At 45.7% G+C, this 22,913-nt stretch carries 23 protein-coding genes; 14 read left to right on the plus strand and 9 right to left on the minus strand.

Going from position 1 to position 22,913, the window contains the following annotated elements:
• Positions 1-22: 22 nt before the first annotated feature.
• Genes ACM1ND_RS03705 through ACM1ND_RS03715 form a run of 3 tightly spaced genes read left to right on the plus strand, consistent with a single transcriptional unit; the run spans position 23 to position 3,151 of the window.
• Positions 23-1,234 (plus strand): MFS transporter, encoded by a 1,212-nt coding sequence (locus tag ACM1ND_RS03705; RefSeq protein WP_264454193.1) that lies wholly within the window; start codon positions 23-25, stop codon positions 1,232-1,234.
• 27 nt (positions 1,235-1,261) lie between these two features.
• Positions 1,262-1,690: a universal stress protein gene (locus ACM1ND_RS03710; protein ID WP_023986945.1), complete on the plus strand. Its 429-nt coding sequence runs from the start codon at positions 1,262-1,264 to the stop codon at positions 1,688-1,690.
• 42 nt (positions 1,691-1,732) lie between these two features.
• Complete coding sequence (locus tag ACM1ND_RS03715) at positions 1,733-3,151, plus strand: aldehyde dehydrogenase family protein (protein WP_418027082.1); 1,419 nt, start codon at positions 1,733-1,735, stop codon at positions 3,149-3,151.
• A gap of 112 nt (positions 3,152-3,263) precedes the next feature.
• On the opposite strand, the gene ACM1ND_RS03720 is transcribed toward ACM1ND_RS03715, so the two are convergent.
• The 3 genes from ACM1ND_RS03720 to ACM1ND_RS03730 all read right to left on the minus strand — a co-directional run bounded on the left by ACM1ND_RS03720 (position 3,264) and on the right by ACM1ND_RS03730 (position 5,571).
• The gene (locus tag ACM1ND_RS03720; protein WP_076265259.1) at positions 3,264-4,058 is read right to left on the minus strand and encodes an SDR family oxidoreductase; all 795 of its coding nucleotides are present in this window, start codon (positions 4,056-4,058) and stop codon (positions 3,264-3,266) included.
• Positions 4,059-4,220: 162 nt separating this feature from the next.
• The gene (locus ACM1ND_RS03725; RefSeq protein WP_023986948.1) at positions 4,221-4,571 is read right to left on the minus strand and encodes a nuclear transport factor 2 family protein; all 351 of its coding nucleotides are present in this window, start codon (positions 4,569-4,571) and stop codon (positions 4,221-4,223) included.
• 88 nt (positions 4,572-4,659) lie between these two features.
• Complete coding sequence (locus tag ACM1ND_RS03730) at positions 4,660-5,571, minus strand: helix-turn-helix transcriptional regulator (protein ID WP_264454191.1); 912 nt, start codon at positions 5,569-5,571, stop codon at positions 4,660-4,662.
• A gap of 423 nt (positions 5,572-5,994) precedes the next feature.
• Between ACM1ND_RS03730 and ACM1ND_RS03735 the strand changes: the two genes are divergently transcribed.
• The gene (locus tag ACM1ND_RS03735; protein ID WP_028541035.1) at positions 5,995-6,561 is read left to right on the plus strand and encodes an NAD(P)H-dependent oxidoreductase; all 567 of its coding nucleotides are present in this window, start codon (positions 5,995-5,997) and stop codon (positions 6,559-6,561) included.
• Between the two features lie 178 nt (positions 6,562-6,739).
• On the opposite strand, the gene ACM1ND_RS03740 is transcribed toward ACM1ND_RS03735, so the two are convergent.
• From ACM1ND_RS03740 to ACM1ND_RS03750, 3 genes are all read right to left on the minus strand, one after another.
• Positions 6,740-7,258 (minus strand): hypothetical protein, encoded by a 519-nt coding sequence (locus tag ACM1ND_RS03740; RefSeq protein WP_076265261.1) that lies wholly within the window; start codon positions 7,256-7,258, stop codon positions 6,740-6,742.
• A 219-nt stretch (positions 7,259-7,477) separates the two neighbouring features.
• A complete protein-coding gene (locus ACM1ND_RS03745; RefSeq protein ID WP_069080930.1) occupies positions 7,478-7,984 on the minus strand; it encodes a hypothetical protein in 507 nt (168 codons plus the stop codon).
• Positions 7,985-8,403: 419 nt separating this feature from the next.
• On the minus strand, positions 8,404-8,868 hold the full coding sequence (locus tag ACM1ND_RS03750) for an AbrB/MazE/SpoVT family DNA-binding domain-containing protein (RefSeq protein ID WP_023986953.1): 465 nt from the start codon (positions 8,866-8,868) through the stop codon (positions 8,404-8,406).
• A 248-nt stretch (positions 8,869-9,116) separates the two neighbouring features.
• Between ACM1ND_RS03750 and ACM1ND_RS03755 the strand changes: the two genes are divergently transcribed.
• Both ACM1ND_RS03755 and ACM1ND_RS03760 read left to right on the plus strand, forming a co-directional pair.
• Positions 9,117-10,031: a transcriptional regulator gene (locus ACM1ND_RS03755; protein ID WP_069080929.1), complete on the plus strand. Its 915-nt coding sequence runs from the start codon at positions 9,117-9,119 to the stop codon at positions 10,029-10,031.
• Between the two features lie 115 nt (positions 10,032-10,146).
• Positions 10,147-10,518 carry a MerR family transcriptional regulator gene (locus ACM1ND_RS03760; RefSeq protein WP_013308707.1) on the plus strand — a complete coding sequence of 124 codons (372 nt, stop codon included), beginning with the start codon at positions 10,147-10,149 and terminating at the stop codon, positions 10,516-10,518.
• A 76-nt stretch (positions 10,519-10,594) separates the two neighbouring features.
• On the opposite strand, the gene ACM1ND_RS03765 is transcribed toward ACM1ND_RS03760, so the two are convergent.
• Complete coding sequence (locus ACM1ND_RS03765) at positions 10,595-12,310, minus strand: FAD-dependent oxidoreductase (protein ID WP_418027982.1); 1,716 nt, start codon at positions 12,308-12,310, stop codon at positions 10,595-10,597.
• 243 nt (positions 12,311-12,553) lie between these two features.
• On the opposite strand from ACM1ND_RS03765, the gene ACM1ND_RS03770 reads away from it, so the two are divergent.
• Positions 12,554-13,318, plus strand: a complete 765-nt coding sequence (locus ACM1ND_RS03770; protein ID WP_069080926.1) for a MerR family transcriptional regulator — start codon at positions 12,554-12,556, stop codon at positions 13,316-13,318.
• A gap of 98 nt (positions 13,319-13,416) precedes the next feature.
• Here ACM1ND_RS03770 and ACM1ND_RS03775 read toward each other — a convergent pair whose 3' ends face one another.
• Positions 13,417-13,893: a hypothetical protein gene (locus ACM1ND_RS03775; protein WP_023986958.1), complete on the minus strand. Its 477-nt coding sequence runs from the start codon at positions 13,891-13,893 to the stop codon at positions 13,417-13,419.
• An 89-nt stretch (positions 13,894-13,982) separates the two neighbouring features.
• Positions 13,983-14,462: a GAF domain-containing protein gene (locus ACM1ND_RS03780; RefSeq protein ID WP_023986959.1), complete on the minus strand. Its 480-nt coding sequence runs from the start codon at positions 14,460-14,462 to the stop codon at positions 13,983-13,985.
• A gap of 341 nt (positions 14,463-14,803) precedes the next feature.
• Between ACM1ND_RS03780 and ACM1ND_RS03785 the strand changes: the two genes are divergently transcribed.
• The 7 genes from ACM1ND_RS03785 to ACM1ND_RS03815 all read left to right on the plus strand — a co-directional run bounded on the left by ACM1ND_RS03785 (position 14,804) and on the right by ACM1ND_RS03815 (position 22,826).
• Entirely contained in the window at positions 14,804-15,109 is a 306-nt protein-coding gene (locus ACM1ND_RS03785; protein WP_028541032.1) for a hypothetical protein, read from the plus strand.
• Between the two features lie 218 nt (positions 15,110-15,327).
• The gene (locus ACM1ND_RS03790) at positions 15,328-15,924 is read left to right on the plus strand and encodes a GNAT family N-acetyltransferase (protein WP_023986961.1); all 597 of its coding nucleotides are present in this window, start codon (positions 15,328-15,330) and stop codon (positions 15,922-15,924) included.
• The gene (locus ACM1ND_RS03795) at positions 15,908-16,666 is read left to right on the plus strand and encodes an energy-coupling factor transporter transmembrane component T family protein (RefSeq protein WP_023986962.1); all 759 of its coding nucleotides are present in this window, start codon (positions 15,908-15,910) and stop codon (positions 16,664-16,666) included. Before ACM1ND_RS03790 ends, ACM1ND_RS03795 begins: the two co-directional genes overlap by 17 nt.
• 157 nt (positions 16,667-16,823) lie before the next feature.
• The gene (locus tag ACM1ND_RS03800; RefSeq protein WP_023986963.1) at positions 16,824-17,411 is read left to right on the plus strand and encodes an ECF transporter S component; all 588 of its coding nucleotides are present in this window, start codon (positions 16,824-16,826) and stop codon (positions 17,409-17,411) included.
• Positions 17,412-17,467: 56 nt separating this feature from the next.
• Complete coding sequence (locus tag ACM1ND_RS03805) at positions 17,468-19,027, plus strand: ABC transporter ATP-binding protein (RefSeq protein WP_418027984.1); 1,560 nt, start codon at positions 17,468-17,470, stop codon at positions 19,025-19,027.
• 175 nt (positions 19,028-19,202) lie between these two features.
• The gene (locus ACM1ND_RS03810; RefSeq protein ID WP_023986965.1) at positions 19,203-20,717 is read left to right on the plus strand and encodes an MDR family MFS transporter; all 1,515 of its coding nucleotides are present in this window, start codon (positions 19,203-19,205) and stop codon (positions 20,715-20,717) included.
• A 609-nt stretch (positions 20,718-21,326) separates the two neighbouring features.
• On the plus strand, positions 21,327-22,826 hold the full coding sequence (locus tag ACM1ND_RS03815; protein ID WP_316243291.1) for a glycoside hydrolase family 68 protein: 1,500 nt from the start codon (positions 21,327-21,329) through the stop codon (positions 22,824-22,826).
• Positions 22,827-22,913 lie beyond the last annotated feature (87 nt).

Here is a 22,913-nt window from a genome sequence, read left to right on the forward strand (position 1 = left end):
GATGTGGAGGTAACATCATAATATGAGTTCACAACATGCATTACCTGAAGAGTTAAAAGAACGCTCAGGCTTGCTGTCTCAACCTAAAGCGGTCTGGGCAGTCGCCTTTGCTTGTGTTATTTCATTTATGGGTCTGGGATTGGTCGATCCGATTCTTCCGGCCATTGCTGATCAGCTTCATGCTACGAAAAGCCAAGTGTCATTGCTGTTCACCAGCTATAATCTGGTAACAGGCGTTGCGATGCTGATTACAGGCGTTGTATCTAGTCGATTGGGTGTCAAATGGACACTACTAACCGGGATTTTATTTATTATTGTGTTTGCTGGACTGGGCGGCACAGCCAGTACAGTTAGCGGAATTGTGGGCTACCGGGCAGGCTGGGGTTTGGGGAACGCTTTGTTTATCGCAACAGCGTTGTCTGCGATTGTAGGTCTGTCCACTTCTGGAACAGCTAAAGCAATTATTTTGTATGAAGCGGCATTGGGCCTCGGGATTTCAGTGGGTCCGTTGCTGGGCGGTGAGTTAGGTTCCATTTCCTGGCGCGGTCCGTTTTTCGGTGTAGCCGGACTGATGGTAGTGGGATTTTTGTTCATTACGTTTATGCTGCCTTCCATTCCAAAGCCCAAAAAACGCGGTTCCATTGCCGATCCGTTCAAAGCGCTCAGTTATCCGGCTTTGCTCACGCTCGGTATTGTAGCGTTGTTATATAACTTTGGATTTTTTACGTTGATGGCGTATTCTCCATATGTAATGAATCTGGACGAGCATGGTTTGGGTTATGTGTTTTTTGGCTGGGGAATTATGCTGGCCTTTACCTCGGTGTTTGTAGCACCGAAGATTCAAGCACGCTTGAGCGTGGTATCTTCCATTAGTATCATGCTGACGCTGTTTGCCATTGATTTAGGTGTTATGGCGATCGGGACGGTAGCTGGTTCACCAACGACTGTCATTGTCGCCGTCATTGTGGCTGGTATTTTTCTGGGGATTAACAATACATTGATTACAACTGCTGTTATGCAGGCTGCTCCAGTGGAGCGCTCGACAGCATCTGCGGCCTACAGCTTCATGCGGTTTTTGGGCGGGGCAATTTCGCCGTGGCTTGCAGGGAAGCTGTCAGAGTGGTACTCAGCAGAAACCCCATTTTATTTTGGAGCATTGATGGTACTGATTGGCGTAGCTGTGCTGATCGTACGTCGTCGACATATGCAGGATATTCAGGTGGATGCACACTAAGATCGAACTTCTGAGGAGGAAAAGAGTATGAGCGAATACAAACATATTCTGGTCGCGATTGATGGTTCGGAACATGCTATGAATGCGTTGCAGACAGCCAAAACGTTGTCTAAGCAGCTTCAGGGGAATCCACATCTGACTGTATTGCATGTAAACCCGGCTTTATCCATGAATGAGCCCCCGGTTGGGGTTGATGTGGATGAGCGAATCGAAGAGGAAGGTCGTCATATCTTGGAACCAGCATCCGACTATTTGAAGGACGAGGGTATTTCTTACCGTATGCTGGCGGGTCACGGTGATCCGGCGAGTGTCATTTGCGAAAGTGCAAAGCAGGAAAAGACGGATTTGATCATTATGGGAACGCGAGGCAAAGGACTTGTTTCCGAAATGATACTGGGTAGCGTGAGCCATCAGGTGATTCAGCATGCACCTTGTCCGGTGTTGACGGTAAAATAGATGTTAAAAGGAACGTTGATATCAAGAGAAGGAGGAAAAAGCATGCAGCAGCATTTATTTATTGGTGGAGAATGGAAAGCAGCTTCATCGTACACGACGTTGAAATCACCCTATTCCGGAAAAATCATTGCTGAGGTGGCAGAGGCCACAGCAGAGGATGCCAAGGCTGCTATTCAGGCGGCCTCTGATGCACGCTCGGAGATGCGGGCCATGCCAGCGCACCAGCGGTCAGCCATTTTGGAGAAGCTGGCCGACCTGCTGGAAGAGCGGCGTGAGGATGCAGCGCGCATCATTGCACGTGAAGCGTCCAAACCATGGAAGGCTGCGCTGGCGGAGGTTGACCGGACGGTGCAAACCTACAAGTTCGCAGCTGAAGAAGCCAAACGGATTCACGGGGAAATCATTCCGCTGGATGCCGCACCGGGCGGCGAGGGTCGTATGGCCTACACGCTCAAAGAACCTGTAGGGGTAGTAGGAGCTATCACACCATTTAACTTCCCGTTGAACCTGGTCGCTCATAAAGTGGGTCCCGCGCTGGCAGCAGGCAATACGGTCGTATTGAAGCCTGCGGAGCAGACGCCGCTGTCGGCTTACTTGATTGCGGAGCTGCTGGAGCAGGCTGGATTGCCTGCGGGCGCTCTTAACGTGATCAGCGGCGATGGTAAAACCATTGGCGACATACTTGTCACTGATCCGCGCGTCAGCTATATCACTTTTACCGGTAGCCCGGCGGTCGGTACAGAAATTCGCTCCAAGGCTGGCTTGAAGCGGGTCACGCTGGAGCTGGGTTCCAACGCGGCCGTTATTATCGACCGTGATACGGATGTAGACGCGGTCATCGACCGTTGTGTGAGTGGAGCCTTTGCCAATCAGGGGCAGGTATGTATCTCAGTTCAACGTATTTACGTTGTCGATGAACTGTATGATACCTTTGTATCCCGATTTATAGAAGCAACTCAACGTTTAAAAATTGGAGATCCGCTAGAGCCGGACACGGATGTATCCGCGCTTATTTCAGCCAAGGATGTCGAACGTGTCCGTGAATGGCTGGAAGAAGCGGTTCAAGCAGGCGCAAGGATCGCTCTGGGGGGCCAAGCCAAGGGAGGTATTCTGGAGCCGACGGTTTTGCTTAATGTGGACCCGACTTCCAAGGTGTCCTGTCGTGAAGTGTTTGCCCCGCTTGTGCTGATTCATTCTGTTAGCTCTATAGATGAAGCCGTAAACCATGTAAATGATTCGATCTATGGCCTGCAGGCGGGAATTTACACTCGTAATATCACGACCGCGTTGGATGCAGCGGACAAGCTTGAGGTTGGCGGCGTGATGATCAATGACATTCCAAGCTTCCGTGTTGATCATATGCCGTATGGTGGTGTGAAGCAAAGTGGTACCGGACGCGAAGGCATAAAGTATGCCATGGAAGAAATGCTGGAAACAAAGCTGATCGTTTTTAAACGGTAGTGGTTATTTAAAAGCCTATCTGATGAACATAGATAATACGTTTTGCGTATGTCTGCTCATTAGATAGGCTTTTTTGGCACCTTCTGCATGATTGTCAGATGAAAATAAAGTTTTAGACCGTTGGAACTGTTCCACCGTCAATATTATATTCACTTCCTGTAATTGAAGCGGCCCGGTCGGATACCAGAAAAGCAACAAGCTCAGCGACTTCTTCTGGTAGTCCTGGACGACCAATTGGAATTCCGCCCAACGAGTCCATCAGTTGCTTTAATGCACTTTCTCGGTCACCTGTCGTCTCAGCAATCCGATCAATCAAACTTTGTGCTGCCTTCGTTTCGATAAAGCCTGGCGCAACTGTATTAATACGAATGCCTTGAGGTGAAAACTGCTTGGATAACCCTTTGCTGTAAGTAGTTAAAGCTGCTTTGGCCGCAGCATAAGCCAATGTTGCATCATATAGCGGCAAGCGACGTTGAATGGATGAAATATGAATAATAACACCGGAACCCTTTTCCACCATAGCCGGCAGCAGTCCACGGTCTAAACGGACGGCAGCAAACAGATTGGCGTTAAAAGTTTGCTGCCAATGCTCGTCTGTCAAGATAAGAGCTCCCCCGGATGGGGCTGACGAGCCTCCAACATTGTTGACAAGAATATCTACACCGCCTAGGCGCTCAAGAACACTGTTTACTACTTTATCTACACCTTCAGGCGTACTAATATCGGCTGGAATAAACAGGTCTGGATTTTCTAAATTAACTGGAGTCGTTCGAGCCGTAGTTATTACGGTAGCACCTGCAGCCGTAAGTCTCTTAGCAATAGCCTCTCCCATTCCTTTGGTACCGCCTGTGACCAAGGCTCTTTTGCCTTTAAACTCACTTAATATGCTTTCTAATTGAAAACTCATGCGAATAATTCCTCCTAAATTTTACAATGTGGTTGAGGAATACCTCTAGGTATCTCCACTCCGAGAATAGAGTTGGAGTTCAGTTTGATCGGTACTCTGTTCACGTATAAAAACAACATAAGCAGGCATATTCGTTTTCCCTTTCTTATTTTTTAAATTCCTTTATGGAAGTGTAATAATCAGTTCTTTAATTTTATTGTTGTTTACTAGAAATTGATGTTTAAGGAGGAGTGGGTCGGGAAGATTCGATTTATCAAAGTCTCCGTCTACTTTCGCAATTACGACGATGGTATTATTACTGTCATCCATATCCACGATCTCGAAGGTGACATTCGGCTCCAATATTTCTGCTTCACACCATGATTTTATGGCTTCCATACCTTTGATTTCGCGATGATTATCCAAGATCAACGCATCTTTATCGAAAGCGGAAGTAAATACTTCAAGCTGGGATTTGTTCGCTGATGTAAAGTAAGTTTCTACTGCCGGTGGCATGGTTTTATGTGGATTCATTAATCCTTCAACCTCCTATGGTGAGTATGTTGTGAGCGATAACTTCAAACTCATCATAGCAGTAATAATATGACTACATGGTGTCATATTATAGAGGATCATTTAAATTTCTTTTCATCGTTTCTAAAAGAGACAATATTCTTGTACGTACTTGTTCGGGGCTAACCTCTATAAGGAGGGGACCAAAGGACAGCAGATAACTGTCCAGCCAATTGCCTACAGGAAATTGTGCCGTGACGGTATAAGAGCCGTCTTCCTTCTGAGTAATTGTTTTCTCGGCAAATTCATCGTATACGCGGTAAGCTCCTTGAGCAGAAATGTGAAGAGTTACTTCAATGGTATGAAGCAAGTCGTTCATCTTTGTATCTGTAGATGCTACGACCGTTCTTGGCTCATAACTAATTTCGGTAACTGTAATCTCTTTCATTCGGCTAATCTTAAATACACGATGACTTTCGGTATTTAAACAGTAACCTTCCACATACCAGGATTTATCTTTAAACAAGAGCTTGGCAGGTTCGACGCTACGATAACTCTGTTCCCCGGCGACGTTATAATAGCGGAACTTTATAACACGGCTTGTGATTATTGCGTTGCGTATAAGAGTGAATAGCTGTCTCTGGCTGTTTTGGCTTCCCCATGGCGAAAAATTTACTTCGATCCAGTTTCCCATGTCTTTTTTAAAAAGCCTACTCAACTTGTTTAGCACTTCTTCTACCTGTGGGATGGTAGCTGTAGCTACACTCTGAAGGGCCATTAAGATATCATCTTGTTCCTGCTCGGACAGTAAAGAGGTGTTAAAGACATAACCCTCCATCAATGATATTCCGCCACCCTTGCCTCTACTGCTGTAGATGGGAATCCCAGCTGCGCTTAAGGCATCTATGTCCCGATAAATCGTTCGTGTGGAAACCTCAAAATGCTCTGCCAATTCATCAGCAGTCACTTTTTTCTTATGGAGTAACATATAAACGATTTCAAAATGTCTGCTTAACGGCATACGCTTCACCTCTCTCAGTAGCATACAACTTATAATATGACATTATAAAGTCATATTAAGTGATTGCTTGACATCACACCATGATGGACATCAATCTGTTTAAAACCAACTGGGGGACTTAATTTACTTTGAACAGCGATAATAACACTGTTTTGGGATCAGACCTTTTTACAATCTTTTATATAAAGTTGAACAAAAAGCACTTGTAAAGTAAAAAGGAATATACTATACTGAGGCCAATCATTAGTAATTGATCAATCACTAACTAAGCAACGGAGGTGATATTCATGAGCAGGATACCGCTAAAGTTTACTCAAACGTATCTTTATCCGAACTATGGATTGAGCATATTCAGTTGATTGAAGGAGTACGTAGTTAAGTAATTGATCAATCACTTATTTTAAAGTAAATGGAGGAGAGAACATGAAGCATCTTATTATTTACGCACATCCATCCGAGGGAAGCTTTAATCATGCAATTTTGACCACAGCAGTCGAGGGGCTAAAGCAAAAAGGACATGATGTGGTTGTTCGTGATCTATATGCAATCAACTTTCAACCTGTGATTAGCAGCAGCGAGGTCATTGAAGGAATCGGAGAAGATGTTGTACGGGAACAGGAATTTTTGCAATGGGCAGAGGTAATCACCTTTATTTATCCTATTTGGTGGACGGGGATGCCAGCTATTATGAAGGGGTATATTGACCGTGTATTCTCTTATGGATTTGCTTATAAATATGTAAATGGAGTGCAGATGGGAATGCTCAAGGGAAAGAAAGCTATTATCCTCAATACGCAAGGAAAATCACATGCGGAATATGCTAGCAATGGCATGGATCAAGCACTTCGCTTGACGTCCGACAAAGGTATATTTGAATACTGTGGGCTTGACGTCATGTATCATCTGTTCTTCGAGTCGGTACCCCAATCCGATGAGGATACACGTAAAGTGTGGCTTCGCCAGATTGCAGACATGGCCAGCAAAGCCTAATGGAAATATGTTTAGGAGCAGAGGATTAAGAATTAGGGGAATCGAAGTAGCCAGTGGCTAATCCAAAAGGCATCGCGTGCATTTGCAGGCGACGCCTTTTTGTTTGGTCCAATATTGAATGTGTTCCAATCGACACTCGCTCATGGCAAACGGCAATTGCTACAATAAGGGTTGGGTATTAGTTTTTCCGATTGGCGCTACGAGATCCACCGGAAGGCCACTGTGATCCACCACCTTGACCATGTTGAGGCCACCACTGTGATCCACCACCCTGACCGCCACCTTGACCATGTTGAGGCCACCACTGCGACCCACCGCCCTGACCGCCGCCTTGACCATGTTGAGGCCACCACTGCGACCCACCGCCCTGACCACCGCCTTGACCGTGAGGAGGCCAAGGCGATCCACCGCCTTGATGACCGCCCTGACCACTGCTTTGTCCTGGAATAGAAGGCATACTTGGATAAGGGCCTTGTGCCTGACTGATTTGAGTTACATCAATATATGATTGTGTACCATTAGGATATAGCACTAACATTGATTTGTTAGCGGGATCTACGCTTTTTACAAAAGCAACGATCTGTTGACCATTCACAGTAAATATTCCCCATAAATTAACAAAATTGCTCACTTCAGTAGTGGTCGCGAAATGTGGTTGTAACGGCCCCATCGAACGATGAGAAGAATGTTTAGACAAGGTGTGTATCTCTCCTTTAGATTGAATTTTGTGACATCATATGTGCAAACGTACTTGTTGGAATGGGCAATGTTGCTACAAGATATTTTTTTGGAAAAATTCATTGTCCCAAAAAAGTGTGCTTTTAGCGACTACTAAAAACATACCTTTACGAATGAAAAGCATTTGGTTTATAGCATCATGGATGAAATCGAGATAAATGCATCTTAGAGAATTTAGTTAATCAATTGAAACAATTTGCCATGCACCATCTTTATCTTTTTCTAAATAGAAGGTATATCGTATATCGGGTGAATATCCTTCTTCATTTTTCAGCCGTTCCCCTACAATGGGTATCAATATCCGATTATTTTCTTTCATAGCTTCAGCAATACCAGTAAACTTCACCGGATGATCGAAGAGGTAATCGTGACCTGTTCCAACGTCTGGACCGAGCGCAGCATGGAATTGATCCAAATCTTTTGACACGAAGGCAGCTATTGCTGCTTTGAGTTTTGCTATCATGGCATCCTCAATTAGAGGGTCTTTAACATCATTCCATTTGATCTCGTCCAAGTTTTGCAGGGCGGCTGGTTGATCTGTTTCTTCTTTTACTACCGTTTCTGAGGTTGTTGGTATTGTTCCATTGGTAGATGTATCCGTTGTTTCCTGCTTTCCACAACCAGCAAACACACTTACACTTACGGAAAATATAAGAATAGAAATAATTTGAGCAGGTCTGTTCATATTAGATTCACCCATCCTTATTTACAACCATATGTAAAAACAGTTTTACTTTTTTTGTGATAAATCATAGTTGTAAAATTTTTTTTGCATTATTGGGGTTAAAGTGGATTAATTGAAAAATAACATTAGAAGTGTGTGGTGGTTTACTATAGAAAAATGAATAAATAAATGAAATGACCTTCTCTAATTAAAGAAGGTCATTTTTTAATTCAGGAACCATTATTAAATGTAGCACAGCCTTCTGCTTATAGGCGTTCTCGCTTGCAAGTCATTCACTAGTTCTTTATACCTAGTGTGGAATTTTCGTATGGACGTTCATGCGTTTTGTCGGTTAGCTATGATGCTGCGTATCACGGTTCAAAAGTAGCTGCACATGATGAAATCTCTGGTGTATATCTATGTAGGGTATCAAGCTGTAGTTAGAGCATTTTTTTGAGCTGGGATATACGGGCTTGGGAAACCTCAAGTATTTTGGCATATTCGTGCTGTGCTGCATTGGGGTGTTTTTGCATTAATTCTTTTAGACTTTCGATCATCTGTTGTGTCGATCGCCGCAGACGTTTGGACTCTTTATTAGATCGTTGTGAGTTGGATAAAGCTGACTTGGCTGGTCTTAGGATAGGGCTAAAATGTATTCCCTTTTTTAAACTTTCAATACATTCCCCGCAAATAAAGCTGTCTCTAAAATAAGTTAATTGTTCTGTTGAACCACACATTTTACACGTCACCCCAGTATATTTTCGAAAGGCGAGAATACCAGTTTCCTCATCTGCAAAAATCTCAACAGGATCACCCACATTATAATCCATGGAAATTCGCATTTCTTTGGGGATAACGATACGGCCTAACGCATCTAGGGGACGTGTCATACCTGTACTTTTCAAATGATAACCTCCTTTTTTATATCCTTATAATACTAAATAGTTATGATAAAAAAGAATAGGCTTAGAGAAGCAATCGCATATATTTAGTAAACTGTTGAAAAGTATACAAGTAATTTCCAAAATATGTTTTGTTATTGGGGGAAACGTGTTGAGGAGATTATAAAGAATTTCCGATATATATTCATAAAGAATATTCTAGTTGGCAATGAAATTGTTAGTAACACGGGATAAGGAGCTGTGAATTACATATGAGAATATTTCAGTTTTGGAAGAAGAATAAGAAAGCTGTAGTGGCAATCGATTTGGATACTGCTATTCCAGCAGCGATTATAAAGGTTGGCGGATTAATAGATCAACCAGAGGAATTTACCGCCGAGGCGAAGAAGTCTGCTGCTATGCTGGGGGAAGAGGCACTGGCTCTATTTCCACGTTATTTTTTTGGGACGGAGTTGCAGAAACCAGAGAGCTTGGCGGGAAAGTACGAAGGTTTGGGCGACTGGCTTCATATTCAACAGGATGCGATTTTTGAGATCATCTACTATTACAAGGAACAATCGATTCCCATGTTGTATGAGGTGGCGTTTGGTGTGTACGATTGGACCCAATATAAGGCGGTACGGGTACTAACTCGATTAGCACGTGAAGGTCTTCAGACCGACCAGATTGTGGACGATATTATCAGCCATGTCGACGATTTTCGTTATGAAGCACAAATGCCCACGTTCTATTTTCTGTCCGGACTGACGGGCAATAAGAAGGTTGCTTCGCTGCTGCAAAGGCATTTCCTTGAGAATCTGGAATACGATCCGATTGATGCCTTTGATATTTTCGAGAATTTGTACCGTTGTTCGCCGGATGTTGCCATGAGGCATGCCGATTTTCTCAAAGCAATTGCCCGTGGTGAAGGGTTAGAAGGCCGTTCTCCCTTGCTGGATGGAGCTATAGGGACTACCGATGGGAATGGCAAGCAAGAGTACCACTGGCCCGACGATGAACCTGTCGAGGAGCATCACCAATTACGAGCTGCCATATTTTATTATCGGCTGCACCCTCTGGATGAGGAGGTTAATCGGCTGTTGGATCATTGGGAAGTGAACCATCCGGAGGAGAATGTTAGGAGTTGTATTGGGAAATTGAGAGAAGAAGGACAGGGAGAGGGCTAGCTTTTCTGCTAGACGAATATCGGAATCTTAATTTTGCACTCTTTACTATGAAAACTTATACTTATCGTTAAAGCTGACTTGAAGAGAAATTAAAAGAACGAGGAGGGGAATAACCATGTACTCCATTAAAGAAGTTCAAATCAAGAGCGGATTGCCCGCATCCACCCTTCGTTATTATGAAAAAGAAGGCATATTACCTGATGTCGGTCGGGATGAAGGTGGAAGAAGGGTATATACCGAAAAACAAATCGATTGGATTAGGTTCCTTATGGCTATGAAAGATACAGGGATGACTATTGAAGAAATTAAGGCATACCTTGAGCTAAATGTAAAAGGAGAAGCTACAATCCAAGAGAGAAGAGATTTTCTTGTAGCCCACAAAAAGAAAGTGGAAGCACATGTGGCACAAACGCAGCACAATTTGGAGAAAATTATTCAAAAGATAGCTTTTTATGATCATGTGGTTATGGGGAAAAGCCTCTCTTAACTAAGCAATTGCTGCAAAGGTAAAAAAGCCAAAGCCGCCTGCTTACATAGTAAACGGCTTTGGAGGTAGCGGGGTACTATATATTTCTAGTAACCTCATAGGCGTCCCAGACAGCATACATAATATTTTGTACTTGCTTGGCATCGCCGATTAAGTAGGACTCGGAAACCTCATTTTGGATGTCTTCATAAAGCGATTGCTGAGGAGTATATCCTACAGCCAGAATCGCTGAATCTGCGTTTAGAATCGTTTCTTCACCATCTTTATTTTGAAGAACGAATTCTTGATCGTTGGCATCGACAATTTTGGCGTTGGTCAGGAGATGGATATCCTTGTATGCAACAAGGTCACGCAGCATATCTTCATTTGCATGGCACAGCGGGCCGCCGACGGTTAAAATATCTTCTTGCATTTCCACCAGCGTTACTTTTTTACCTTGATCAGCAAGCCAAAGTGCAGTTTCGCATCCCACAAGCCCACCTCCGACAATTACGGTGGAAGCACCGGGATCTTTTTTCCCAAGCAAAACTTCTTCTGCGGAATACACCTTAGTAGATGTACCAATGGAGAAGGTTTTGGGAGAGGAGCCGGTAGCAAAAATAACAACATCTGCTGCATATTCATTTACGGTAGTCCGGTTAACCTCGGTATTCAATTGAACGTCAACTTTTAAATCCTTTAGCTCCCCTTCATACCAGGTCGCAAGTAAATGATCGTCTTCTTTGAAGTCTGGAATTCCACCCGGGATCAGATTACCTCCCAATCGGTTATTTTTATCGAATAAGGTAACGTGGTGTCCGCGAATAGCAGCTACACGGGCAGCTTCACATCCTGCGGGTCCTCCACCGATCACCAAGACTTTTTTGGACTGATCTGCTTTTCCGAGTGCATAGTCTTTTTCTCTGCCGCAAGCCGGATTAACGGCACATGAAATCGTTGCAAAAGATGCCAATCGACCCATGCAGCCCTCTTGGCAGGAGAGGCAAGGACGAATCTTTTCTATTTTCCCGGCCTTGATTTTGTTGGGGATGTCAGCATCAGCCAACAATGGCCGACCCAGTGCAATCATATCGGTTTTTCCTTCACGTATTGCCTTGCTGGCCAAGTCTGGATTATCCAATCTGCCAGCAGTAATGACAGGTACCTTTAGAATGTTTTTTAAAATTTTGTTATAAGGAAGATAGAGTCCTTTTTCCTGATACATTGGTGGATGTGCCCAATACCATGAATCGTACGAACCAACATCACCATTAAAAGCATCATATCCAGCTTCCTCTAATATTTTGGCCGCTTCAATTCCTTCTTCAATATCCCGTCCCTGTTCTTGAAACTCTTCGCCTGGCAATCCGCCCTGACGCCAATCTTTAATAAAGCTTTTGATGCTGTATCGAAGAGATACCGGGAAATCCTGTCCACATTCGGCTTTGATGGCTTGGACGATCTCTATGGCAAATCTTAAGCGGTTTCTCAGATTTCCGCCGTATTGGTCTTTCCGATGGTTAAAGAAAGAAATCGCAAATTGATCCAGTAAATAGCCTTCATGAACCGCATGGATTTCAATACCGTCAAAGCCTGCCTTTTTGGCAATAGCCGCAGATTCCGCAAATTTTCTGACGTAGGTGTGAATTTCATCGATAGTTAGCTCACGACAGATTACATCGGGAAGCCAGCGATGAGGGATAGGAGAGGGAGCGACAGCCGTTTTACCTACAATTGAAGGGATGCTTACCCGTCCAAAGCCTGCGGATAATTGTAGAAATATTTTTGTGCCGTATGCATGAATCCGCTGCAGCTCGTGGGGTCATGTACAACTGGTGTCTTCATGATGGCGACTCGAATTTAATTGTAAATATGCGTGAATATATGAGTCGTCTGATCACGATCTTTAAACAAAAGAATTGATTGTATCCTTGTCACAGGGACGGTTCATCACACGCTTAACGGGTAAAAGTGTAGTACCAAGGTGGGCAAGTGGGGGTGTTGACTCTCACGCCACGTGAGACACTAGACTGTCAAGCAAGGGAGGTGAAGCGGAATGGCCTATACGGTAAAGGAAGTATCTAATCTGTCGGGAATCAGCGTACGAACTTTGCATTATTATGATGAAATCGGATTGCTGAAACCGCATCATATTGGAAATAATGGATATCGCTATTACGAACAGGAACAACTTTTGAGGCTTCAGCAAATCATGGTGTACAGGGAACTGGATTTGTCTTTATCTAAAATTGGAAAGGTGCTGGAGCAAACCAAGGAACAAAAAGCCGAGGTTTTACAGGAGCATCGAGCCAAGGTCGAGGCCAAAGTCTTCCGCTTGCATACTCTCCTACAGACCATCGACGAAACGGTGGCTCATTTGAAAGGGGAACAAGCAATGAAACCAGAGCACATGTACCAAGGGTTTAACCCGGAAAAGCAGGAAATGTACGAACGTGATTTGACAGACCGTTATGGTCAAGAGGCTCAGGAAACAATTCAGGAAAGCAAGACGGCGACAAAGAACTGGAGCAAAGAGGATTATTTGGATTCACAGGCAGAGGCTGATCAGATTCATCGGCAGCTGGCTGAAGCCATGAATAAAGGATTGAAGCATAATAGTGAAGAAGTACAGGCGCTGATCCGCCGTCATCTTCAATGGGTAAGCCGATTCTATACTCCTACAGCAGAAATTTATAGCGGGCTGGGAGACTTGTATGTGGAGCATGAGGATTTCAGTAAAATGTATGAAGGCTATCGCCCCGGACTAGCTGAGTATTTGCGAGACGGGATGAAAGTTCTAGCCGAACGGGAATTAAATTAACAAAGCGGGGAAGAAGGGCTGTAAAAGGTCTGAAAAAGAGGTGAACAACAAGCCAATTCCGATGGCCTGCTGTTCACCCTTTTTGTGTGTAGAGCAGTTTACATGCTGCTTTGTGTCGCTCTCATGCCTTGCTGGCTGTTGTTTCCGTACTGCTGCATGCCACTACCGCTTACATAATGCTGTCCAGTCGTCCCCATGTGTTGCGGGAAGCTGTGATTCATGTGGCTTCCTGCATTATAGGAGGATGGTTGCATACTGCGTGAGGCGTAGCTATCGCCAAATCCGGGCTGAGTCATTTGACTGCTGGAACGGATGGAGTTTTCCAACTGACTACACAGTTGAATAACTTGCTGGTACTGCTGCATAGCCTGCTGGTGATGCTGAATTGCAGTTTGGATCATTTGAGCTGCACTTCGTTCACGTTGCACCAGGCTTTCAAGACTGGATGCATTTTGTTGTTCCTGTTGCAGCAACTGCTGATACATGGCAGTTCCTTGCTGTGTTTGTTGTACCAATTGCTGCATGATTTGTTCACATTGATGAAGTTGTTGTTGTGGAGCCATGTTGTTGTACATGAATCATCAATCTCCTTCGCCGCATAATTTTGGGTTTCAGACCCTCATTTATTGTGGCGAAGGGAGACCATATATATGCACAATTTTGGTTACAAGCTAGACACCAGAATAGCCGTAAATTCCTCTAGGAATACACGATCTTCGTGATCAAAGCGGCCTTTTAGCGGGCTGTCAATGTCCAGCACTCCAATCAGTTCCCCATTCTTGACAAGGGGAATAACGATTTCACTATTGGAAGCAGCGTCACAGGCGATATGTCCTGGAAACGCATGCACATCATCTACAACAAGTGTTCGTTGCTCAGCTGCTGCGGTACCGCATACGCCACGTCCCAATGGAATCCGTATACATGCAGGTAAGCCCTGGAAAGGACCAAGTACAAGCTCAGTACCATCATAAAGATAGAAGCCGCTCCAGTTAATATCTGGAAGGAAATGACCAAGTAGTGCTGAAGCATTCGCCAGATTGGCAATGGTATTGGATTCATCATGAATAAGTGCCCGGAGTTGTCCGAGAACCGATTCGAATTGTTCATGACGTGTGCCCTCGTAAGGTATGGTTTGAAACATGTAGAGTTCACGCTCCTAACATTAAATTTTTACATTAACTGTTGTATATATCGTCAAAAATAGGTAATTATGCAATTCGCTTTTACCATTGGTTAATTAATTTAAGATATAACGATTGTATATATTCAGTCAAGTGAAAAATCACTCTGTAACCTTTGGGTATCTCCGTACTCTAACCTCTGTACAGAATCATTTTGGGAAGGGGATAAGCTATACGTTTTAGCGGGGCAAACAGTATATAAAGTAATCCAGCAAGGGTTGCCCTCATCTGTTTCCAGCTTATCCTCTATGGGTAAAAACAGTGTAACATGGTTGGCCTAGGCCAGGGAGGAGTTGCAATTATGCATGCAGATGTTCAGAACTTGTTTATCCGTATACAGATGCTTTCTTATGCACATCAGAACGATCTCACGGTAAGAGATATTCAACCTGTGTTGGAAGAACGCGGTTACCGTGTAGGAGAACGTGAGGTCAAGCAGGAGCTTGAAAACTTGACGCAGGAAAACTTTCTGACACCGCATGATGATATGTTTAGCATTACCGGTGCAGGGATCGATGAATTACAGGAAATTCAGTCGATGCTGGGCGTACTGTACAAGGATGTTGTGAAGAAACCGACTCGCACCAATACCCGAGTCTCTTCTTAAAGGCTTAGAGGCTCGATAATTTTGATTCGGAAGACAAGCTCGCACGGTTTAATCTCTTATAATATAGAAGATGCCCTTCTAATTCCTAATCCTAGGAACAGGAGGGCTATTTATATATTTAAGCTTCTCAGTTTTAAATAAGGTTGTGTTTGTTAAAGGTGTATGCTTAAATGTAGCGTATATTTATTGTCATTTTAATGTTGGAAGGATGATTGAACATGTGTGCATATGCATGTAAGGGGCATATACCACCGCTGGAAAGTCCGCGTCTTCGGCTGCGAAGGATGGAAAGCGGGGATGCGGCTACGATGTTCGCTTGCTGGTCTGACCCGGAGGTTCACCGTTATATGAACCTTTCTGGTATGTCAGGACGTGAGGATGCAGAGGATATGATTGAGTTGTTGAATGAGCTGGCGAAGACGGAGGATGCGCTGCGCTGGGGAATAGAACTGAAGGAGAATGGGAAGTTGATTGGAAGCTGTGGGTTTAATTATTGGCAGACGGAGGGAGCTTATAAAGCCGAGATTGGTTATGAGATAGCCAAGCCTTATTGGCGACAGGGTTACATGACCGAGGCGCTACGCTTGGTGCTGTCATTCGGGTATAACACGATTCGGTTGAATCGGATCGAAGCGCTGGTGGACCCGCGTAATACAGGCTCGCAAGCCCTGCTGTCCTCGATGGGCTGGACACAGGAAGGACTGTTGCGGCAGGTACAGCATACATCTACAGGCTTTAAGGATATGCTGATGTATTCTTTACTGCATGAAGAATGGCTCAGACTGGAGGCACAACGAAATGCTGTTTCAGTATAACGGCGGTTCGTCGCCGCTGCACAGGCTAGGGCCGTTAAGTAAGCTAATATGGGTGGGGTGCTTTAGCCTCCTGTCGATGGCATGGGATTCGACGTTGCGGGAAGCAGCACTCTTGGCTGTACTGATTGCTGTGGCTGGCTTGGGCGCACGTTTGACCTTAGCACGCCAACTTCGGGCTATGTCGTTCCTGATTGGTTTAGGTATCCCGTATTTTATACTGTCTATCCTAGCGATTCGAGAAGGACATACCGTGGCTTCATGGGGACCCATTGTCATTACAGCAGAGGGACTGGATATCGCAGGGGCGTTAACGTTGCGGATTTTTGTGTTGTTTTTGGCATCTTATATCTATCTCTCGACGACCGATCCCCGAGATTTTGTGCAGGCATTGAATCTGCGCTTGCGTGTTCCTTATCGGTTTGCGTTCGGTATTTCAGTGGCACTGACGTTTCTCCCCTTATTGGAAGAAGAAGGGCGAACAATTATGGCAGCACGGCGTGTTCGTGGACAGGAACCACCACGAGGGTGGGGCAATCGGTTATCATGGTGGAGCGGGTATGCGGCTGCCGTGTTGGTGAATGCTGTAAGACGGGTTCAGCAGACGGCGCTGGCTATGGAGGGCAAAGGTTTCGGCGCTTATGCAGAACGGACATATCTTCGTACACTGAACAATGGGCGTGTAGGCAACTTATGTGCTGTGACTGCTGTATTAACTACGGCTGTTTTATGGTGGAGCTTATAAAGTGAAGCCTCTTATTTTTGTTCTTATTGTCAACCTGTAAAATATAATTAGGTTGACAATAAGGCTGCAAATGAATACATTTATACAGTAGCAGCTTGTACAAGGATCAGAGCTGTAATCTTATAGATTAGATAGGGAGAGGAGTCAAGAAATACATATGAAGGAATCTCGTATGTTTGCAAAGTTTACAACGCTGGATATCGTACTCATGGCGATGCTGGCCACGTTGAACGGCGTCATGACCGTGTATTTGTCGCTCATTAACAAAACATTAAACAGTCTGGGAGGGCCTATCGCAACTTCCGCTATTGTCGGGCTGTACATGATATACGGCTTGTTGGCCTATTATATTATTCGTAAGCCAGGTACGGCGGTTATTGCTTATGCATTTGGCGCGGTAGTGCAGTCTTTTATGGGCTCTGCCTATGGAATTGCTTCTATTATCGCGGCGGCTGTCTGCTATATGATTGCGGCTGAGTTGGTATTTGCCTTGTTGCGGTATCGGCGCTGGAACGCAGTTTCGCTGATGCTAGTGGGTGGGGCTATGGTTCCGCTGTGGTTTATTGTCGCAGCCAATATGTTTGGCTATATGCATTGGGGGTGGAAGGTGCTGACGATTGCACTGGTCGTTCGTATCCTGAGCGGCATTGTCCTGTGCGGTCTGCTGACGAAAGTGCTGGGCGATGCCTTAAATCGTACGGGACTGTTAAAACGGTTTGAACTGGGACGCGCTTCACGTGCATAGCCGTGGCTATGCATGTGGTTATATCTTCAACAATGGGGATCGAGGATATTTCAGTTATGATTGAACATAGCGATTATAATTCTAGCCGTAAAATAGCCGTATCCTTGAAGAATTTTGGCTATCGGTATGATGATCAGGTAGAGCCAGCGTTACATGGTCTGACACTGGACATTGCGGTGGGTGAGCATGTAGCCATTGTCGGAGCTAGTGGAAGTGGAAAGTCTACGCTATGTCAGCTGCTTCATGGTGGATTGTCCCGTTCCGGTGAGGGCGAACGGACAGGGGAGCTGACCGTGTACGGGATGGACCCCGATATCGCTGATCTGGCTACTGTCGCCACCACTGTTGGCGTCGTGCTTCAGGACCCGGATGCCCAGCTGGTGCAGGGAATCGTCGAAGATGAGATTGCTTTTGGGCCGGAGAACCTGCGCGTGCCTCCGGCAGAAATAGCGCAGCGCATTGCTGCTGCGCTGGAAGCCGTCGGCCTAGCTCCCGAGCGCGACTCCTTCGTGCGGCGCCTCTCGGGAGGCCAGCGCCAACGCACCGCGATTGCTGCGGTACTGGCGTTGGAAGCGCCGCTGGTCGTGTTCGACGACGCAGCTGCGCAGTTGGACCCGCCGGCTGTACGCGACTTCGTAGAGTTATGTCGGCGGCTCCACGCGGCGGGTCGGACGGTGGTTACCGCGTCCGGCCGCATAGACGATGGCGTGCGGGCAGCGCAGCGCGTCATCGTCTTGAAGGGCGGGACCGTGCAGCTGCAGGGTCCGCCCGAAACGCTGCTGCGCGAACATGGTGCGCAGCTGGCCGCTTTGGGGCTGCTCCCCTCTTCCGCAGGGAGGGGAGACATGACGGGTGAGCCGGAGGTGAATCCCGGCTCAGCGGCAGACCGCGCTGGGCAGCCATTGTTGGAGGTGAAGGGATTGACCTTCACCTATCCCGGTAGCCAGCGGGCAGCGCTAAAGGGCGTGAGCCTAGCTCTTGCGCCCGGTGAACGAGCCGTGTTGCTGGGTGAGAACGGCTCGGGTAAAACCACGCTCGGCAAGTTGCTCATGGGCCTGCTCCCAGCACCGAAGGGGTGCATGCGGTGGGAGGGGCAGGATATGGCGAAGCTGCCAATTCACCAGCTGGCTGCCGGAATCGGCTATGTGTTCCAGCAGCCAGAGCATCAGTTTGCAGCTGCAACGGTGTGGGAGGAGTGCTTATACAGCGTGCGCGCCAAGCTTGGTTTACGGACCGGTGAGCCGGTTCCCGCCGCATATGTGGAACGGGCGCAGCGCTTACTGGCCGCCGCCAGGCTGGAGCACAGACTGGATGCCTCCCCGTACCTACTAAGTGGAGGCGAAAAAAGACTCTTGAGCGTTGCGGCACAGTTCATCTTGCCCAAAAAGCTATACATTCTGGATGAGCCTACCGCAGGAACGGATTACGAAGGGGCGAGAATTCTGCTCCGTATGTGCACAGAGCAGTCTGCCGAAGGTGCGGCTTTTCTGGTCATCACCCACGATATGCAGGTGGCTGAAAGCTTTGCCAGCGATGTTCTGTGCATGGAAGAGGGTCATCTCTATAAAGTGGAAAATAGTGAGATTTATCATACGATTACAGTTGACAAAAATTAACGACATGTAGACAATAATATATATACATCGTACAAAACAGGCGGCCTATATAGGCCGCCTGTTTACGATTATGCAGTGCGGGTAATAATCCAATCTGGAAAGGCAAACCGCGCACAGATACAACACAGTTTTTATAAGGGAAGGATTTGTGATTTGCTTGGCAAACGATAAACCCATGAAGCGCGGACTCGTGCTGACAGGTGTTCTATTGGCCACTTTTCTGGCCGCAATTGAAGGAACGGTTATCGGTCCGGCGGGACCGACGATTGTTAGCGAGCTGGGCAGCGTGAATTTGCTCAGTTGGATTTTTACGGCATATTTGCTGACTATGGCTGTGACCACACCCATTTTCGGCAAGCTTAGCGATTTGTTTGGCCGAAAACCCATATTTTTAATCGGCTGTTCGTTGTTTGTACTTGGCTCTTTGCTTTGTATGCTGGCTGGTAGTATGGAGCAACTTATTATCTACCGGGCCATTCAGGGTATTGGTGCGGGTGGTGTCATTCCTGTTACTTTTACCATCATCGGTGATATCTACAAAATGGAGGAACGCGGCAAAGTCCAAGGCATGATTAGCTCCGTATGGGGGATTTCTTCCCTGATCGGGCCTCTCTTGGGTGGTTATGTGGTTACCTATTTTGGCTGGGAGTGGATTTTCGGTTTTAACGTTCCCTTTGGATTGCTGGCTATGTTCTTCATCGCCCGTTACTTGCGGGAACAGGTAAGCAAGCGTACTGCGCGTATCGACGTGCCGGGAGCGGTTACCTTTACCATCGGGATGACAGCCCTCTTGCTCGTATTGGCACTGGGCGGGCAGTATATCGGCTGGGCTTCTCCTGAATTGTTGGCCTTGGCTGCCGTAGCCATTTTGTTCCTGATTCTGTTTTTGGTTATCGAAAAACGCGCTCAGGAACCGATGGTGCCACTAAAGCTATTTCGGATACGGGATATCGCTTTTTCCTGTGCCGCAGCACTGTTAGTCAGCACCCTGCTGATCGGACTGACTAGCTATCTTCCACTATGGATTCAAGGTGTACACGGTGGAGATGCCGCTTCATCTGGTCTCGCGCTGGCTCCAATGTCCGTAGGCTGGCTATTTGGCTCCATGATCGGAGGACGCATTTTGCTGACCCTGGGCTCACGTCGAACCTCTTTGATTGGGCTGACCCTGATTGTTTTGGGGGCTTTCGTCATGACCTTGATGGGCCAAACGGCTCCGATCTGGCTGCTGTTCCTGTCTACATTGTTGTATGGACTGGGGTTTGGCTTCTCGATGACTGTGTTTACGATTATTGCCCAGTCCTCGGTCGGGTTCCAGTTGCGTGGCGCGTCTACAGCTTTGAATACATTCCTGCGCACGTTGGGGCAAACGATCGGGGTTGCAGCCTTCGGTTCATGGCTGAATTATCGCATTGCTGCCCAGACAGCAGACGGACAGCTTACACAGCAAGGGGTAACGCAGGAGGATATTAACGGTCTGCTTGCACCTCATGCTTCACAGAGTCTAAGTGACAAGGTTGCCGGATTACTTCGTTCTGTATTGGAAAACAGTCTGCATTCCCTGTTCGTTATCATGGTCGTTATTGCGGTTATTAGCTGGTTTGTCGTCCTCGGACTGCGGAACCGTCCGCCGGGCACTGAAGAAGAGGCAGATCAGCGCGTAAAGACACCACAAAGAGAACATGCATAAAAAATAATATAAATCTTTCATGATAAAGAGACAGTCCGGTACACCAAATAAGGGTCCGGGCTGTCTCTTTATGCAATGGTCTCTCCTCCTACTGATTCAGCAAAATAGCCACCTCGTATAGGACCGATAAATTCCCCAGTATACAAAAAGGAGATAAAAATCCCCTAGAGTTGCTATATATCCATAGGGTATAGGTAACAAAATGGTAAAAAAGTCTTAAGAAATTGTAACAAAAAATATGTTTCTGAATTGAGCTGTAGGGTACTAAGGAACCATTTTTTTGAACCCGCTTACAAATCGGGCTTTGTATGATTTATTTTAGAACGATTTTGCATGTGAATGAAGCAACCAACCTAGCAAAATGGGACACGGAAAAAAATCAAGTAGCAAATTTTTCTGAATGTAATAAAAATGAAAAATATAGGAATTTTCAGAAAATTACTAGGAAAATATGAGGATGAAATTCAAGAGGCACCTGTTTGCTTACCTCACATAATAGGGCTTTTCAGTCTATATCAATCGTTTGACATACCATATAAAATGGCCCTACCAACCAAAAAGTTGGGTTTCAAATCTAGAAGCATAATTAGATTAAGGGAGATGGAGTACTTGAAGTTTAACAAATGGTTCAGTAAAGCAGCCACTGCAACAGTAGCAACTACCTTGCTGTTAGGAGGCGGCGTTCAGGCTTTTGCCGAGGAAAATGATGCATCTGATCTCAAAACAGACAATGCATTTACCCAAATTACGCGTAATGACATGCTGAATATTTTCAAACAGCAAGGCAAAGAAAAATATGAGGTTCCGTCCTTCGATGCGTCTACAATTAAGAATATTCCTTCTGCTATTGGTCGCGACAGCTCAGGCAAGCTAATTGATTTCGATGTCTGGGACTCTTGGCCGTTACAAAATGCCGATGGCACAGTAGCCAATTACAAAGGGTATAATATCGTTTTTGGATTGGCAGGCGATCCTAAAAGAGGCGAGGATACATTCATATACCTGTTCTATCAAAAAGCGGGCAATACTTCACTGAGCGGCTGGAAAAATGCCGGCAGAGTATTTAAAGACAATGATAAATTGCTTGCCAACGATCCGATTCTAAAAAATCAGTCAGAAGAATGGTCAGGTTCAGCTACCTTAACCTCTGATGGACAAGTACGTTTATTTTATACCAGCAGACAGCCCTATGATCCGAATAACACATTATACGGCAAGCAAACCTTGAGCACGGCTCAAATTAATGTCTCTCAGCCTGATGATAAGACACTGAAAGTAGATGGAGTCGAGGATTTGAAATCGATCTATGACGGTGGAGATGGGAAAACCTATCAAAATGTGCAGCAAAGCGTCGGAGTGGATATGGATAACCATACGTTTAGAGACCCTCACTATGTCGAGGATCAAGGCCACAAATATATTATATTTGAAGCCAATACAGGGACAGAGACAGGCTACCAAGGCGAAGATTCGCTTCAAAACTCAGCTTATTATGGCGGCAATAAGAAATTCTTCAGGGAAGAGCTTTCTAATCTGCAGCAAAGTCCTAAGAAAAAAGGAGCTGAGCTGGCGAACGGCGCACTGGGCATCGTTGAATTGAATGATGATTATACGTTGAAAAATGTAATGCCTCCTTTGATTGCTTCCAATCTGGTAACAGATGAAATTGAACGGGCGAATGTGTTCAAAATGAACGGTTTGTGGTATTTATTTACGAGTACAAGAGGTTCCAAGGTGACTGTAGATGCGATCGGAGACGATGATATTTACATGCTGGGTTATGTTTCTACTTCCTTGACAGGGCCTTATAAACCGTTGAATGGAACCGGTCTCGTTCTTCATCAGGATCTGGATCGTGATGATATTACCTGGACGTATGCCCATTTTGCTATCCCGCAAGGCAAAGGCAATAACGTAGTCGTTTCGAGTTATATGACTAATCGAGGGCTTTTCCCAGATCACAAATCTACTTTCGCGCCAAGCTTCCTGCTGAATATTAAAGGCTCGAAAACGTCTGTTGTGAAAAACGGTATTTTGGAGCAAGGGCAAATCACGGTTGATCCAACGAATGACAAAAAAGAATCTCCAAATGAGTATGGGAAGAAATAAGTAGGTATATGCAGTATGTCCGAAGGCGGCGGTTTGGTAGTTTACCGATCTGCCGTCCGTCGGACGATACATAACAATGCAATGAGA

The sequence above is a fragment of the Paenibacillus sp. JJ1722 genome (genome assembly GCF_048282685.1).
Lineage (GTDB): Bacteria > Bacillota > Bacilli > Paenibacillales > Paenibacillaceae > Paenibacillus > Paenibacillus polymyxa_B.